The 14,263-nt window shown below is 34.1% G+C and carries 11 protein-coding genes; 8 read left to right on the forward strand and 3 right to left on the reverse strand.

The window, feature by feature from the left end:
• Nucleotides 1-77 precede the first annotated feature (77 nt).
• Nucleotides 78-2,852, reverse strand: coding sequence for a 2-oxoglutarate dehydrogenase E1 component (locus OZP10_RS10100; RefSeq protein WP_281634522.1), 2,775 nt, complete (start codon nucleotides 2,850-2,852; stop codon nucleotides 78-80).
• A gap of 117 nt (nucleotides 2,853-2,969) precedes the next feature.
• On the opposite strand from OZP10_RS10100, the gene OZP10_RS10105 reads away from it, so the two are divergent.
• The gene (locus tag OZP10_RS10105; RefSeq protein ID WP_177211316.1) at nucleotides 2,970-3,536 is read left to right on the forward strand and encodes a hypothetical protein; all 567 of its coding nucleotides are present in this window, start codon (nucleotides 2,970-2,972) and stop codon (nucleotides 3,534-3,536) included.
• Nucleotides 3,537-3,586: 50 nt separating this feature from the next.
• The gene (locus OZP10_RS10110; RefSeq protein ID WP_281634523.1) at nucleotides 3,587-4,153 is read left to right on the forward strand and encodes a hypothetical protein; all 567 of its coding nucleotides are present in this window, start codon (nucleotides 3,587-3,589) and stop codon (nucleotides 4,151-4,153) included.
• A gap of 20 nt (nucleotides 4,154-4,173) precedes the next feature.
• On the opposite strand, the gene OZP10_RS10115 is transcribed toward OZP10_RS10110, so the two are convergent.
• The gene (locus OZP10_RS10115) at nucleotides 4,174-4,527 is read right to left on the reverse strand and encodes a hypothetical protein (RefSeq protein ID WP_177211313.1); all 354 of its coding nucleotides are present in this window, start codon (nucleotides 4,525-4,527) and stop codon (nucleotides 4,174-4,176) included.
• A 53-nt stretch (nucleotides 4,528-4,580) separates the two neighbouring features.
• Nucleotides 4,581-5,555, reverse strand: coding sequence for a polyprenyl synthetase family protein (locus OZP10_RS10120; protein WP_281634524.1), 975 nt, complete (start codon nucleotides 5,553-5,555; stop codon nucleotides 4,581-4,583).
• A gap of 266 nt (nucleotides 5,556-5,821) precedes the next feature.
• Between OZP10_RS10120 and OZP10_RS10125 the strand changes: the two genes are divergently transcribed.
• From OZP10_RS10125 to OZP10_RS10150, 6 genes are all read left to right on the forward strand, one after another.
• A complete protein-coding gene (locus OZP10_RS10125; protein WP_281634525.1) occupies nucleotides 5,822-6,343 on the forward strand; it encodes a YceI family protein in 522 nt (173 codons plus the stop codon).
• 107 nt (nucleotides 6,344-6,450) lie between these two features.
• On the forward strand, nucleotides 6,451-7,050 hold the full coding sequence (locus OZP10_RS10130; protein WP_281634526.1) for a TetR/AcrR family transcriptional regulator: 600 nt from the start codon (nucleotides 6,451-6,453) through the stop codon (nucleotides 7,048-7,050).
• Nucleotides 7,051-7,143: 93 nt separating this feature from the next.
• On the forward strand, nucleotides 7,144-8,475 hold the full coding sequence (locus OZP10_RS10135) for a TolC family protein (protein WP_281634527.1): 1,332 nt from the start codon (nucleotides 7,144-7,146) through the stop codon (nucleotides 8,473-8,475).
• 12 nt (nucleotides 8,476-8,487) lie between these two features.
• Complete coding sequence (locus OZP10_RS10140) at nucleotides 8,488-9,555, forward strand: efflux RND transporter periplasmic adaptor subunit (RefSeq protein ID WP_281634528.1); 1,068 nt, start codon at nucleotides 8,488-8,490, stop codon at nucleotides 9,553-9,555.
• A 91-nt stretch (nucleotides 9,556-9,646) separates the two neighbouring features.
• On the forward strand, nucleotides 9,647-12,823 hold the full coding sequence (locus tag OZP10_RS10145; RefSeq protein ID WP_281634529.1) for an efflux RND transporter permease subunit: 3,177 nt from the start codon (nucleotides 9,647-9,649) through the stop codon (nucleotides 12,821-12,823).
• Nucleotides 12,824-12,969: 146 nt separating this feature from the next.
• Nucleotides 12,970-14,205, forward strand: coding sequence for a TCR/Tet family MFS transporter (locus OZP10_RS10150; RefSeq protein ID WP_281634530.1), 1,236 nt, complete (start codon nucleotides 12,970-12,972; stop codon nucleotides 14,203-14,205).
• The last annotated feature ends 58 nt before the right edge of the window (nucleotides 14,206-14,263 follow it).

Below are 14,263 nucleotides of genomic sequence, written 5' to 3' on the forward strand. Positions count from 1 at the left end.
TTAAAGTTTAGTTAGTTTCAAGTTTCAGTCCCGATAGCTATCGGGATTGAAACATGAAACATGAAACAATTTTTTTATTATCTAAATAAATTTTTATCGAATACCATTCTAATTGCATCTGCATGACGACGTTTTGCACGTGTGTAGCTTCCAGATGCTGGCGCAGCGTATGCTTTTAATGAAGCCAATCTCCATTTTACAAGATCAAAGTTCATTAACATAAAGCTATAAGCTCCCATGTTTTTAGGTTCTTCTTGTGCCCAAACATAATCGTCTGCATTTGGATATTTTGCAATGATTTCTTTAATCTGCTCAATTGGGAAAGGGAATAATTGTTCGATACGAACAACCGCAACGTCATTTCTTCCGTTATTTTCTCTTTCTGCAACAATGTCATAATAGAATTTACCAGTAACAAAAACTAATGTTTTTACTTTCTTTTTATCTACTGTATTGTCATCAATTGTTTCTTGAAAACTTCCATTTGCTAACTCATCAACTGTAGATACACATCTTGGGTCACGCAATAAACTTTTTGGAGAGAAAACTACCAAAGGTTTACGGAAATTTGTTTTCATTTGTCTTCTTAACAAGTGGAAGAAGTTTGCTGGCGTTGTACAATCTGCAACATACATATTGTGTCTTGCACAAAGTTGTAAATAACGTTCCATTCTTGCAGAAGAGTGTTCAGCACCTTGGCCTTCATATCCGTGAGGCAATAACATCACAATACCATTTTGGTTGTTCCATTTGTCTTCACCACAAGAAATATATTGGTCAATCATAATTTGAGCTCCATTAGAGAAATCTCCAAATTGTGCTTCCCAAATCGTTAAGGCTTTTGGATTTGCCAATGCATATCCATAATCAAAACCTAAAACACCATATTCAGATAAAAGAGAGTTGAATACTCCAAACTTTCCTTTTTTGTTTTCAATAGCATCTAAAAGAATTACTTCTTCTTCAGAATCTTCAACTTTAACTACCGCGTGACGGTGAGAGAAAGTTCCACGCTCTACGTCCTGACCAGAAATACGAACATCAAATCCTTCTGTTAAAAGAGATCCGTAAGCAAGTGCTTCTGCAGTTCCCCAATCAAGAGTGTTGTTGTCGTATCCAGCTTTTCTATCGGTAACAATTTTAGTAATCTTATTGATAAACTTCTTGTCAGATGGTAAAGTTGAGATGGTGTTGATGATAGAATCCAATCCTTTTTTATCAAAAGTAGTATCTACTTTTTGAAGCATTTGTGTATCAGTTACCTGAACAAATCCTTCCCATTCGTTTTTCATGAATGGAGTAATGATAGTCAAATCTTTTTTACGAGAAGCTTCTAAGTTTTCTTCTAATTGAGATTTGTATTCTTTTTCTAAAGCATTTACATAAGATGCATCGATTACGCCATCAGACAATAATTTCTCTGCATAGATGTCTCTTGGATTTTTATGTTTTGCGATGATTTTGTATAATACAGGTTGTGTGAAACGAGGTTCGTCACCTTCGTTGTGTCCATATTTTCTGTATCCTAATAAGTCGATAAATACATCACGTCCAAATTGCATTCTGTAGTCTAGTGCAAAAGATACAGCGTGTACAACAGCTTCTGCATCATCAGCATTTACGTGTAATACTGGAGAAAGCGTTACTTTGGCAACGTCTGTACAATATGTAGAAGAACGAGCATCTAAGTAATTCGTTGTAAAACCAACCTGATTGTTGATTACAATATGAATTGTACCGCCAGTTTTGTATCCGTCAAGTAAAGACATTTGAATGATTTCATACAAAATACCCTGACCTGCAATAGCAGCATCTCCGTGTACTGCAATTGGCAATACTTTAGAGAAATCGTCATTATAATATTTATCTTGTTTTGCTCTTGTAATACCTTCAATTACAGCTCCAACAGTTTCTAAGTGAGAAGGGTTTGGTGCTAAATTGATGTTGATGCTTTTTCCAGATCTTGTTTTTTTGTCGGCAGTAAGACCTAGATGGTATTTTACGTCACCATCAAAATATTCCTGATCGTAATCTTTACCGTCAAACTCACCAAAAATATCCTGAGTAGATTTTCCGAAGATGTTTGCCAAAACGTTCAAACGACCACGGTGAGCCATTCCCATTACGAATTGTTCAACACCTTTTTCAGCAGCTTGTTCGATCAAAGCATCAAGAGCAGGGATGATAGATTCTCCACCTTCTAAAGAGAAACGTTTTTGTCCAACATATTTAGTATGAAGGAAGTTCTCGAAAGAAACGGCTTGATTTAATTTATTTAAGATTGTTTTCTTTTCTTCTGTAGAGAAAGTTGGCTGATTAACATTTACAGCTAATTTATCTTGAATCCATTTTACAACGCCAGGATTTCTGATATACATATACTCAATACCGATATGCTGGCAGTAAATTGCTTTTAAACGGTTTACAATATCCTGTAAAGAAGAAGGTGCCATTCCGATTGTTTGTGCAGCATCAAAAACAGTTGAAAGGTCAGCTGTAGATAATCCGAAGTTTTCAATATCCAAAGTTGGAGATGAAGTTCTACGGTCACGAACAGGATTTGTTTTCGTGAATAAATGCCCGCGCGTACGGTATCCGTCAATTAATTTAAGAACGTTGAATTCTTTCTTTAGTTTTTCAGAAATCTGACTATAATCTGTGTTATCGCTAGTCACGTACTCAACGATCGTTTGCACAGGATTTTCGTCATTATAAACAGTTTGTCCAAAGTCGAAACCTTGAAAGAAACTTCTCCAGCTAGGCTCAACGCTATCTGGATTTACTAAATATTGATCGTATAATTGTGCAAAAAACTCAGTATGCGCTGCGTTTAAAAATGAAAACCTATCCATAATATGAGTGAATATACTTTTTTGTTATATAGAAAGGCAAAAGTACAACAATCACATTTATTTAAATCTTTTTTTTACGTACTTTTACGTAAAAATTTGTTAAAATAAACGTTAACTATGAATAAAATTCAATTTTCAATCGATTGCAGATATTTTTTTGTGATTTTGGCCGTCTTATTTTCAAGTTACAGTATTGCTCAGCAAAAATATGTTATTGACAATAGCAATCATTTTTGGGAGAAAGTTCAATTTGGTGGAGGACTCGGATTGGGTTTTGGATCTGGTTACACCAATATTTCAGTTATGCCGAGTGCAATTTATAATGTCAACGAAATTGTTGCCGTTGGTGCTGGTCTTCAATTTGGTTATTTATATCAAAAAAATTATTACGAATCTTTCGTTTGGGGAGGAAGTCTTATTGGTTTAGTAAATCCAATTCCAGAAATCCAATTATCAGCTGAATTAGAACAGGTAAGAGTTGATAGCCAATATGAAGCAGGATATGATATTTATGGTAATCGTTATCCGCCATATTCAGATAGTTATTGGAACACCGCTTTATATTTAGGAGCAGGTTATAGAACAGGAAGTGTCACTATCGGTGCCCGTTACGACGTTTTGTATAATCCTAATAAAAGTCTTTATGGTTCTGGATTTATGCCTTTTGTGAGAGTGTATTTCTAAGGTTCTAAGGTACTGAGATACTGAGGTTCTAAGTTTTTAAATACGGAAATTTGAAGAAATTTATTTTTTTAATTACAGCAGTTTTAGTTTTAAGCTGTAATAATTCTAAAAAAGAAAACTTTGAAAATGCAAAGGTTGCAAAAAGAGAATTGCGACCTTTTTTTGATTCTGATCATATCAGTCATTATTATTTGGACATTTCTGATGACAATTTTTTTAAGCTCGTTAGAAAAGAGAACAAAACTGATAAAGAAAAGGAATTAATTAATATCTATATACATACTTTTCCTGATAATATTCCAAAAGTAGATTTTGAAAAAATACTTTTAAGTCATAATTATAAAAAATCGAATTTATCGATTAAAGATGAAAAGCGTATTGAAAATATATTTAGTGAAAAAGATTCATTAAAAAATGATGCATGTGCCTGTATTGCCGAATATAAGGATATTTTTATTTTTAAGAAAAATGAAAAAACTATTGGTATAGCAAAGATTTGCTTTAAAAATGCTCGTTTCCAGATTATAGGAAGTAAAATAAATACGGAAGGTTTTGGACTAATTAATGAACTAGAAAGATTGGAAAGTATCGTTCGTCCCAATGAGAAAAAACCTTAGCATCTCAGAACCTCAGAACCTTACTTATAATAATTCCTAAACCAAACCTTCTGCCATTCTCTTTTTAAAATCAAGAAAGCAACTTGTTCAGCTAGGATAACCAAATCTGAACCATCTAGTTGTTTGATTTCGTTTTCGGGAACATCAATGATGTATAACAAATTTAAATACTCAGCAAATTTGTACTGAATCATTCTGTAGACTTTTTCGTGAAGCTGAATCTTTAATTCATTTGGCGAAATGCTCAACGGAAAATCGATTCCTTCATTGGCCAGATTAAAATCTTTATTAATCTGTTCGATAAGATTCAGATATAAGGTCTCTGCTTGCGCTTGTGCTAATAATGATTCGGTATTTATTGGTGCTACAAACATGTGATTTTAGATTTTAGATTGCTGATTTATGATTGTAGATTTTTTCCTGAATACTAAACTTTACGTCCCATTAAATTCTCGCCAAATGTTCTTAGAATATCCTTTTTTTTAGAATTAACATCCATTTTTTCTAAGGTTTCAAAGGCTTTTAAAGTATACATTTCAATAGCTTCTTGTGTAGCTTTTGAAGCTCCTGATTCGTTAAAAATCGTTTTGGCTGTTTCTATTTTTTCTGAATTATCATCTAATTGCAAGGTGAATAATTTTTCTAATTCTGAGGCTTTTTCATCAGAAGAAAATTCTAAGGCTTTTAGATATAAATAGGTTTTTTTGTTTTCTATAATATCACCACCAACTTGTTTTCCAAAAGTTTCTGGATCACCAAAAGCATCTAGATAATCATCTTGAAGCTGAAACGCCAATCCTAAATTTAATCCGAAATCATAAATTAAATCTGCTTCTTTTTCAGAAGTTTTAGCTACAATTGCACCCATTTTCATGGCAGCAGCAACCAAAACAGCTGTTTTATATTCAATCATTTTAAGATATTGAGGAATCGTAACGTCTTTGCGAACTTCAAAATCTACATCCCATTGCTGTCCTTCACAAACTTCAAGCGCAGTTTTGCTGAATAATTTGGCAAGGTTTCTAAAAACAATCGGCTCGTATTGTTCAAAATATTGATACGCCAAAATAAGCATGGCATCTCCAGATAGAATTCCAGTATTTAAATCCCACTTTTCATGCACCGTAATTTGTCCTCTTCTTAAAGGAGCGTCGTCCATAATATCATCATGCACCAGCGAAAAGTTATGAAAAACTTCAACCGCCATTGCTGCCGGTAACGCAATCGAATAATCAGTATCAAAAACTTCAGCAGCCATTAAAGTTAAAACTGGACGAATGCGTTTTCCTCCAAGTCCTAAAATGTATTCAATAGGTTCGTAAAGATTTGTTGGTTCTTTATGTATGTTTTGACTCTCTAGATAATTGATAAAAAAATCTTGGTACTGACTTATATCGTGCATAATGAATTCTGATTTCGAGGCTCAAAGATACAATTCAAATATGAATTTTTAGAGATGAAATGTTAAAAGCGTATCAATCATTTAAAATGCACTTTTAATGCATCTCATTTTTAATGTGTTAAAATTTTTTCCAAAAAACTTGGAAACTTTTTTGGTATTCAGAGTTTCCTGTCTATATTTGCAGCGTTAATATGGAAACTAAGAACACTGTAAAAGTTTCCATGAAGAGTTTTAATGATTTGTAAGATCAATTAAATCAGTTATTTATGAAGACAAAATGGACTTTAGATTCAAGCCAATCAGATGTTTTATTAGAAATGAGAAGATCTAGAACTTCTTATTTGGGAGGTGATACAAACAAATTTGGGGGTTATGTAAATATTGAAGACAATGAGATTGAAGATGCTTCTGTCGAATTCTCATTAGATATCAATAACAAAAAAGAGAGTTTCCAATCTATAGACGCTTATTTACAGCTTCAAGATTTTTTTGAAGAAGATGAGCATCCGATTATCAGTTTCAAATCGACTTCATTTCAAAAAGTAAATCAGAATATCAATTTTTTCAAAGGAGATCTAACGATAAAAGATATCACAAGAGTAGTTGAATTGGATGCTGAATTTCTTGGAGAGAATATTTATAACGGAGAGAAGAAAGTCGCTTTTGAAATTAAGGGAAATATCAAACGCGAGGACTTTGGTTTGGATTACAATTCTTTCAATCATACTTCAGGTGCTGCCTTAGGGAAAGACATAAAACTTATAGCAAATTTAGAATTTAGCATATAAATCTTACTAAATCAATAAATTGATGTAAAATTATTACAAATAAACAGGAAACTATTTTTTTAATTTTAGTTTCCAAAGTATATTTGTGATGCAATCGAGAATTTAAAATGAAAGAGAAGATTATAGCAAAAGCAAGCGAGTTATTTTTAAAGCTTGGTTTTAAGAGTGTTACAATGGACGATATTGCGGGCGAAATGTGTATTTCTAAAAAAACGATTTACAAGTATTTCTGTAATAAAGAAGTTTTAATTGAAGAGAGCACGTCGCTGGTTCATGGCCAGGTACATGAAATCATGGATACTATTATAGCAAAGAATTTTAATGCTATTCATGAAAATTTTGAAATCAGAGAAATGTTCCGTGACATGTTTAAAAACAACATTGACACGTCTCCTATTTATCAGTTAAAGAAACATTACCCTGAGATCTATCAAAATATTCTTTCATTCGAAATTGATCAATGTACTCAGCTTTTTAGAGAAAACATTGAAAAGGGAATTCGTGAAGGTCTTTACAGAAGTGATTTAAATGTAGAAGTGTATGTGAAGTTTTATTACACACTGGTTTTTCATATAAATGAAAATACTGTTTCTGAAAGCGAAGCACAAAGAATTGAGCTGGAAGCATTAGAATATCATACTCGCGCAATGGCTACTCAAAAAGGAGTTGAAGAATTAGAGAAGCAGCTAAAGAGAATAAATAATTAATTCATCCAAATATATTCAATCGTCATTATTCTGAGAGAGGATGGAAGATGACGATACTATCTCAAAATTTAAAAAATAAATATTTAACTACTTATGAAAAGAATCCTTCTTATATTTTTGTGCACCATTGGCTTGTCTGCCAACGCACAAACCACTTTAACCCTGAAAGATGCTGTCAATTATGCGCTTCAAAATAAAGCCGATGCGAAAAAAGCAAAGCTTCAGGTAGAGAATAGTGAGTATCAGATTCAGGAAATACGTTCGAGAGCTTTACCGCAAATTAGTGCAAACGGAAGTTTAACGTATAATCCGGTAATTCAAACTACAGTTATTGATGGAGCTGCATTTGGTGCGCCAGGAACTACAATTCAGGCTGCATTTGGACAGAAATGGACTTCAACTGGAGGGATTTCTTTAACTCAGGCATTATTTGATCAATCTGTTTTTACAGGTTTAAGAGCTGCAAAAACGACTCGTGAGTTTTATCAAATAAATGATCAATTAACAGAAGAACAAGTTATTGAAAGAGTTGCAAATAACTATTATTCAGTTTATGTACAAAAAGAAAGGCTTATTTTATTAGACAGTAACTACGTAAATACGCAAAAAGTTCGTGATATTGTTCAAGGACAGTTTAATAACGGTTTGGCTAAAAAAATTGACTTAGATCGTATTATCGTAAAAATGTCTAACATCGATACAGATCGTCAGCAGGTTAAAAATCAGATCGAATTACAGGAAAATGCGTTAAAGTTTTACATGGGTATGCCTATCGAAACTCAAATCGTTATGCCTAAAGAAGAATTTCAAGTTGTGCCAGCTGCTTTAACACAAGAGCCAAATATTGAAAACAGAACAGAATATTTGCTTTTGAAAAAACAAGAAGAACTTTTAGTGTTTAATAAAAAGGCAGTTGAAGCTGGTTACTATCCGACACTTTCATTGTCTGCAGGATATAATTATATCGGACAAGGACCTGAAATGCCTTGGTTTGCAAAACCAGAAAAAGGAGTGTATTGGTCAGATTTCTCAGCAGTTGCCTTAAACCTACACGTACCAATCTTTACAGGTTTCGGGACTCGTGCAAAAGTTAGACAGGCAGATGTTCAAATCAGAGAACTTCAAGAAGACATCAAAGACACTAAATTATCTCTTGATTTAGATTATAAAAATGCAATGGCACAGATTAATAATAACCTTGTGACTATTGAGAATCAGAGAGAAAATATGCGTTTAGCGCTAGATATTTTAAGCAATACTAAAAACAATTATCTTCAAGGATTAGCATCTTTAACCGATTTGCTAGATGCAGAAAATGCATCACTTGAAGCTCAAAATAACTTTACAAGAGCAGTTTTAAATTATAAAATTGCCGAAATATCTCTAATCAAATCGAAAGGCGAACTTAAATCTCTTACTAAATAACAAATTATTACAATGAAGAAAATAATTATAACAGTCGTAATCATAGTCGTGGCTTTTGTCGGGATTAACTACATTCTAAATAAGAACAAGGCAGAAAATGAAGCGAAAACTGCAATTGTAGCAGAAAAAAACGCAGCAGTTTCTGTAAAAGTGGCTACAGTAAAAACAGAAGATGTTAACTTAGGTTTTACTGCAAACGGAAACTTCGCACCAATTCAGGAATTGACTTTCTCTGCTGAAAAATCTGGAAAAGTAATTAGTGTGTTAGTTAAAGAAGGTGACTATGTAAGAGTAGGCCAAACTCTTTTAACAGTAAGAGGTGACGTTATCAATGTAAACGCTCAAGCAGCTGAAGCAGCATATCAAAACGCAAAATCTGATTATGCTAGATATGAAAATGCTTTCAAAACAGGTGGTGTTACAAAACAGCAATTAGATCAAGCAAAATTAGCTTTAACTAATGCTCAATCTAATTATACTCAAGCTAAAATTAATGTTGGAGATACAAGAGTAAAAGCTCCAATTAACGGATACATCAATAAAAAATATATCGAGCCAGGTTCTATTTTAGCAGGAATGCCTGCAACTGCTTTATTTGATATTGTAAATGTTTCTAAATTAAAATTAACTGTTACAGTAAACGAAACTCAAGTTGCTAGTTTAAAATTAGGACAAACTGTAGACATTACAGCAAGTGTTTATCCTGATAAATCATTTAGTGGAAAAATTACTTTCATTGCTGCAAAAGCAGATGCTTCTTTAAATTTCCCTGTAGAAATTGAAATTACAAACAATGCTAACAACGACTTAAAAGCAGGTATGTACGGAACGGCAAACTTTGGTGCGAAGAGTCAAAAACAAAACTTGAAAGTTGTTCCTAGAAATGCTTTTGTTGGTAGTGTGAGCAGTAACGAAATTTTTGTTGTAGAAAACGGTGTTGCTAAATTAAGAAAAGTAGTGGCAGGAAGAATTTTAGGAGATAAAGTTGAAATCATTAATGGTTTAAATGACGGAGAAACTGTAATTGTGACTGGTCAAATCAACCTACAAGACGGAAATACAGTAGAAATTATTAAATAATTATTTGGCTATAAGCATTAAGCTATAGGCTATAAGCAATTCCAAAGCTTAAAGCCTATTGCCTACAGCTTAAAGCATAAAGAAAAAATATATGAAATTAGCCGAAATATCCATAAAACGTCCGTCGTTGGTAATTGTATTGTTTACAATTCTGACACTAGGTGGATTGTTCAGTTACAGCCAATTAGGCTACGAGCTGATCCCAAAATTCGAAACCAACGTTATTACGGTTTCAACTGTATATCCTGGAGCTTCTCCGAGTGAGGTTGAAAATACAGTAACGAAAAAAATTGAAGATGCGATTGCGTCTTTAGAAAATATCAAGAAAATCGATTCGAAATCTTATGAGAGTCTTTCGATTGTGTCAATTACATTGACTTCAAATGCGAATGTTGATATTTCGATGAATGATGCTCAGCGTAAAATTAATGCGATTTTGAGTGATCTTCCAGATGATGCAGATCCTCCGTCATTGACTAAATTCTCTTTGAGTGATTTACCAATTATGACGCTTGGTGCGAATGGTAAAATGGATGAAGCAGCTTTCTACGATTTGATCGATAAAAAGATTGCGCCAGTTTTATCTCGTGTACAAGGGGTTGCTCAGGTAAACATTATTGGTGGTCAAGAGCGTGAGATTCAGGTAAACCTTGATGCAGTAAAAATGCAAGGTTACGGACTTTCAGTTCCACAAGTACAGCAGACTATCTTGAGTTCAAACTTGGATTTCCCTACAGGTAACATCCAGACTCGTAACCAAAAAATCTTAATCCGTTTAGCGGGTAAATATAAGAATGTTGACGAATTAAGAAACTTAGTAGTTTCTTCTCAAAACGGAATTCAAATTCGTTTAGGCGATATCGCTGATGTTCAGGATACACAAAAAATTGCAGAGAAAATTGCACGTGTAGATCAAAAAAGTGCAATTGTTCTTCAAATTGTAAAACAATCAGATGCTAATGCCGTTGCGGTAAGTGAGCAATTGATTAAGACAATTAAAACTTTAGAGAGCGATTACAAATCGGCTCAATTGAAATTAGAGGTTGCAAAAGACAGTACTGTCTTTACGCTTGAAGCAGCAGATTCTGTTGTACATGACTTGTTAATTGCAGTTATTCTGGTAGCATTTGTAATGTTGTTCTTCTTGCACAGTATTCGAAACTCGTTAATCGTAATGGTATCTATTCCAGCATCTTTGATTGCGACATTTATCGGAATTTATTTGTTAGGTTACACACTTAACTTAATGTCTTTACTTGGTTTGTCTCTTGTTGTAGGTATTCTTGTGGATGACGCGATTGTGGTACTAGAGAATATTTACCGACATATGGAGATGGGTAAAAGCCGAATTCGAGCGGCTTATGACGGAACTGCCGAAATTGGTGCAACCGTAACTTCGATTACATTAGTAATTGTGGTAGTGTTCTTGCCAATTGCAATGAGTACAGGATTAGTATCGAACATTATTACCCAGTTCTGTGTTACGGTAATTATTTCTACAATGTTCTCGTTGTTGGCTTCATTTACAATTATTCCATGGTTATCTTCTCGTTTTGGAAAACTAGAGCATATTGAAGGTAAAAATCTTTTCGGAAAAATTATCCTTGGTTTCGAAAGCTATTTGACTCGTTTTACAAACTGGGTATCAAACTTGCTTAACTGGTGTTTAGATCACTATATTAAAACAATAGTTGCAGTTGTAGTAATGTTTTTTGGAACGATCTTCTGGTTAATGGGAGGTGGATATATTGGAGGAGAGTTCTTCGCATCATCTGATAGTGGTGAGTTCTTAGTACAAATTGAAATGCCAAAAGACGCTTCGTTAGAGCAAACCAACTTTATGACGCAAAAAGCAGAAGCTTTCTTAAAAGGAGAGAAATATGTTTTCAGCCAGATTACAACAGTTGGTCAAACCAGTGAAGGTTTAGGAGCTGCTCAGGCAACTGCATACAAAGCAGAGATTGACGTTAAAATGATTGATCAAAAAGATCGTACAGACGACGCCAACGTTTATGCTGCAAAAGTAAAACGTAAACTGGAAAAAGTTTTAGTTGGAGCAAAAGTAAAAACAGTTCCAGTAGGTATCTTAGGTACTGCTGAGGATGCAACTCTAGGTTTGATCGTAACTGGTCCAAACGTAGAAAGCGCAATGAAATTTGCTAAACTTGCCGAAGCAGAATTACGTACCATTCCTGGAACAACTGAGATTAAATTAACAGTTGAAGACGGAAATCCAGAGATCAACGTTCAGGTTGATAGAGATAAAATGGCTGCTTTAGGACTAACACTTCAAACAGTTGGTTTAACTATGCAGACTGCTTACAGTGGTAATACAGACGGTAAATTTAGAGCTGGTGAATACGAGTACGATATCAACATTAAATACAACGAATTTGATAGAAAAAATATCACAGACGTTAGTAACTTGATTTTCATCAACAATGCAGGTCAGCAAATTAAATTAAACCAATTTGCTACAATTACTGAAGGTTCTGGACCAAGTAAATTAGAGCGTAGAGATAAAACAGCTTCTGTAACCGTACAAGGTCAGAATGTTGGGGTACCAGCAGGAACAATCGTTCAGCAATGGCAGGCAAAATTAGATAAATTGCAAAAACCTACAGGAGTTAATTACATCTGGGGTGGTGACCAAGAGAATCAATCAGAAGGATTTGGTACTTTAGGAATCGCATTATTAGCCGCTATTATTTTGGTTTACCTTGTAATGGTTGGATTATATGACAGTTTCGTTCACCCGTTTGTTGTATTATTTGCTATTCCGCTTTCGTTCATTGGAGTTTTATTCGCCCTAGCATTAACAAACAATACCTTGAATATTTTTACCATCTTAGGGGTAATCATGTTGATTGGTCTTGTGTGTAAGAATGCGATCATGCTTGTCGATTATACGAATCAGCGAAGAGCAGCCGGAGAATCAATCAGAAACGCTCTAATCCAAGCAAACCACGCTCGTTTACGTCCGATTTTGATGACGACAATTGCGATGGTATTTGGTATGTTCCCGATTGCATTGGCATCTGGAGCAGGAGCTGAATGGAAAAACGGATTAGCGTGGGTAATTATTGGAGGTTTGATTTCTTCATTATTCCTAACGTTAATTGTGGTACCAGTTATCTATGATATTATGGAGAAAATCATTAGAAAATTCTCTAAAGGAGAAAAAATCGACTACGAAGCAGAAATGCATGCCGATTATGTGCATACTGAATTAAGCGAAGACGGTTTTAATCCGAAACATACTCATTAATAGTTTTAATTTTTGATAGTGGAATTCCGAGCCCGAATTCGGAATTTCACAATGAAAAATCCCAAGTTCCTTTAAATTGGAATTTGGGATTTTTTTTATTGTTAATCGAAAAATCTGTTTATTTGCATCACCTTACAAAAACAACTATGCTACAAAAAGACAAGTCAGCAGCTATTGGTTTTATTTTTATAACCATGTTAATAGACATTACAGGATGGGGAATTATTATTCCTGTAATACCAAAATTAATCGAAGAATTAATTCACGGAGATATCAGTGAAGCCGCAAAAATTGGCGGCTGGTTGACTTTCGCGTATGCGATAACTCAGTTTGTATTTGCTCCCGTTATTGGAAATTTGAGTGATAAATTTGGAAGAAGGCCAATTATCTTGATTTCCCTTTTCGGATTTTCATTAGATTATCTTTTATTAGCATTTTCGCCAACTATTATCTGGCTTTTTATCGGAAGAATTATTGCTGGAGTTACCGGTGCCAGTATTACAACCGCTTCAGCTTATATTGCCGATGTTAGTACACCTGAAAACAGAGCTAAAAACTTTGGTTTAGTAGGTGCAGCTTTCGGATTAGGTTTTATCATCGGACCAGTTATTGGTGGACTTTTAGGACAATATGGATCAAGAGTGCCTTTTTATGCCGCAGCAGTTTTATGTATGCTGAATTTCCTTTACGGATTTTTCATTCTGCCGGAATCGCTTAAAAAAGAAAACCGCAGACCTTTTGATTGGAAACGTGCCAACCCAATTGGAGCTATTTTAGGATTAAGAAAACACCCAACCTTAATTGGTTTAATCGTTGCAATATTTCTTCTGTATGTAGGTTCTCATGCCGTACAAAGCAACTGGAGTTTCTTTACCATTTATCAATTCAATTGGGATGAAAGAATGATCGGAATTTCATTAGGGATAATTGGTTTATTGGTCGGAGTGGTACAAGGAGGATTAGTTCGATACATCAATCCGAAAATAGGAAATGAGAAAAGTATCTACATTGGTTTAGCTTTATATACCATCGGAATGCTATTGTTTGCTTTTGCAACAGAAAGCTGGATGATGTTTGTATTTTTAATTCCGTATTGTCTTGGCGGAATTGCCGGACCAGCATTGCAATCTGTTGTAGCAAGTAAAGTCGAACCTAGCGAACAAGGAGAAATTCAAGGAACTTTGACCAGTTTAATGAGTGCTTCTTCGATTATTGGTCCGCCAATGATGGCCAATACATTTTATTTCTTCACACATGATGATGCGCCGTTTAAATTTGCAGGAGCACCTTTTATTTTAGGGGGAGTTTTAATGTTATTGAGTACAGTTGTTGCTTATTTTTCATTGAAAAAACATGCAGTTCCGAAAACAGAAATGGAATAATAAACAGAAATGTTTTAAAATAAAAAAAGCCTTCATATTTAAATTATGAAGGCTTTTT

This window comes from Flavobacterium luteolum, from assembly GCF_027111275.1.
GTDB lineage: Bacteria > Bacteroidota > Bacteroidia > Flavobacteriales > Flavobacteriaceae > Flavobacterium > Flavobacterium luteolum.

Excerpts from the sequence above, each read along its gene's own strand:
- OZP10_RS10100 (WP_281634522.1), bottom strand. The coding sequence starts at position 2,852 with ATGGATAGGTTTTCATTTTTAAACGCAGCGCATACTGAGTTTTTTGCA.
- OZP10_RS10105 (WP_177211316.1), top strand. The coding sequence starts at position 2,970 with ATGAATAAAATTCAATTTTCAATCGATTGCAGATATTTTTTTGTGATT.
- OZP10_RS10115 (WP_177211313.1), bottom strand. The coding sequence starts at position 4,527 with ATGTTTGTAGCACCAATAAATACCGAATCATTATTAGCACAAGCGCAA.
- OZP10_RS10120 (WP_281634524.1), bottom strand. The coding sequence starts at position 5,555 with ATGCACGATATAAGTCAGTACCAAGATTTTTTTATCAATTATCTAGAG.
- OZP10_RS10125 (WP_281634525.1), top strand. The coding sequence starts at position 5,822 with ATGAAGACAAAATGGACTTTAGATTCAAGCCAATCAGATGTTTTATTA.
- OZP10_RS10130 (WP_281634526.1), top strand. The coding sequence starts at position 6,451 with ATGAAAGAGAAGATTATAGCAAAAGCAAGCGAGTTATTTTTAAAGCTT.
- OZP10_RS10135 (WP_281634527.1), top strand. The coding sequence starts at position 7,144 with ATGAAAAGAATCCTTCTTATATTTTTGTGCACCATTGGCTTGTCTGCC.
- OZP10_RS10140 (WP_281634528.1), top strand. The coding sequence starts at position 8,488 with ATGAAGAAAATAATTATAACAGTCGTAATCATAGTCGTGGCTTTTGTC.
- OZP10_RS10145 (WP_281634529.1), top strand. The coding sequence starts at position 9,647 with ATGAAATTAGCCGAAATATCCATAAAACGTCCGTCGTTGGTAATTGTA.
- OZP10_RS10150 (WP_281634530.1), top strand. The coding sequence starts at position 12,970 with ATGCTACAAAAAGACAAGTCAGCAGCTATTGGTTTTATTTTTATAACC.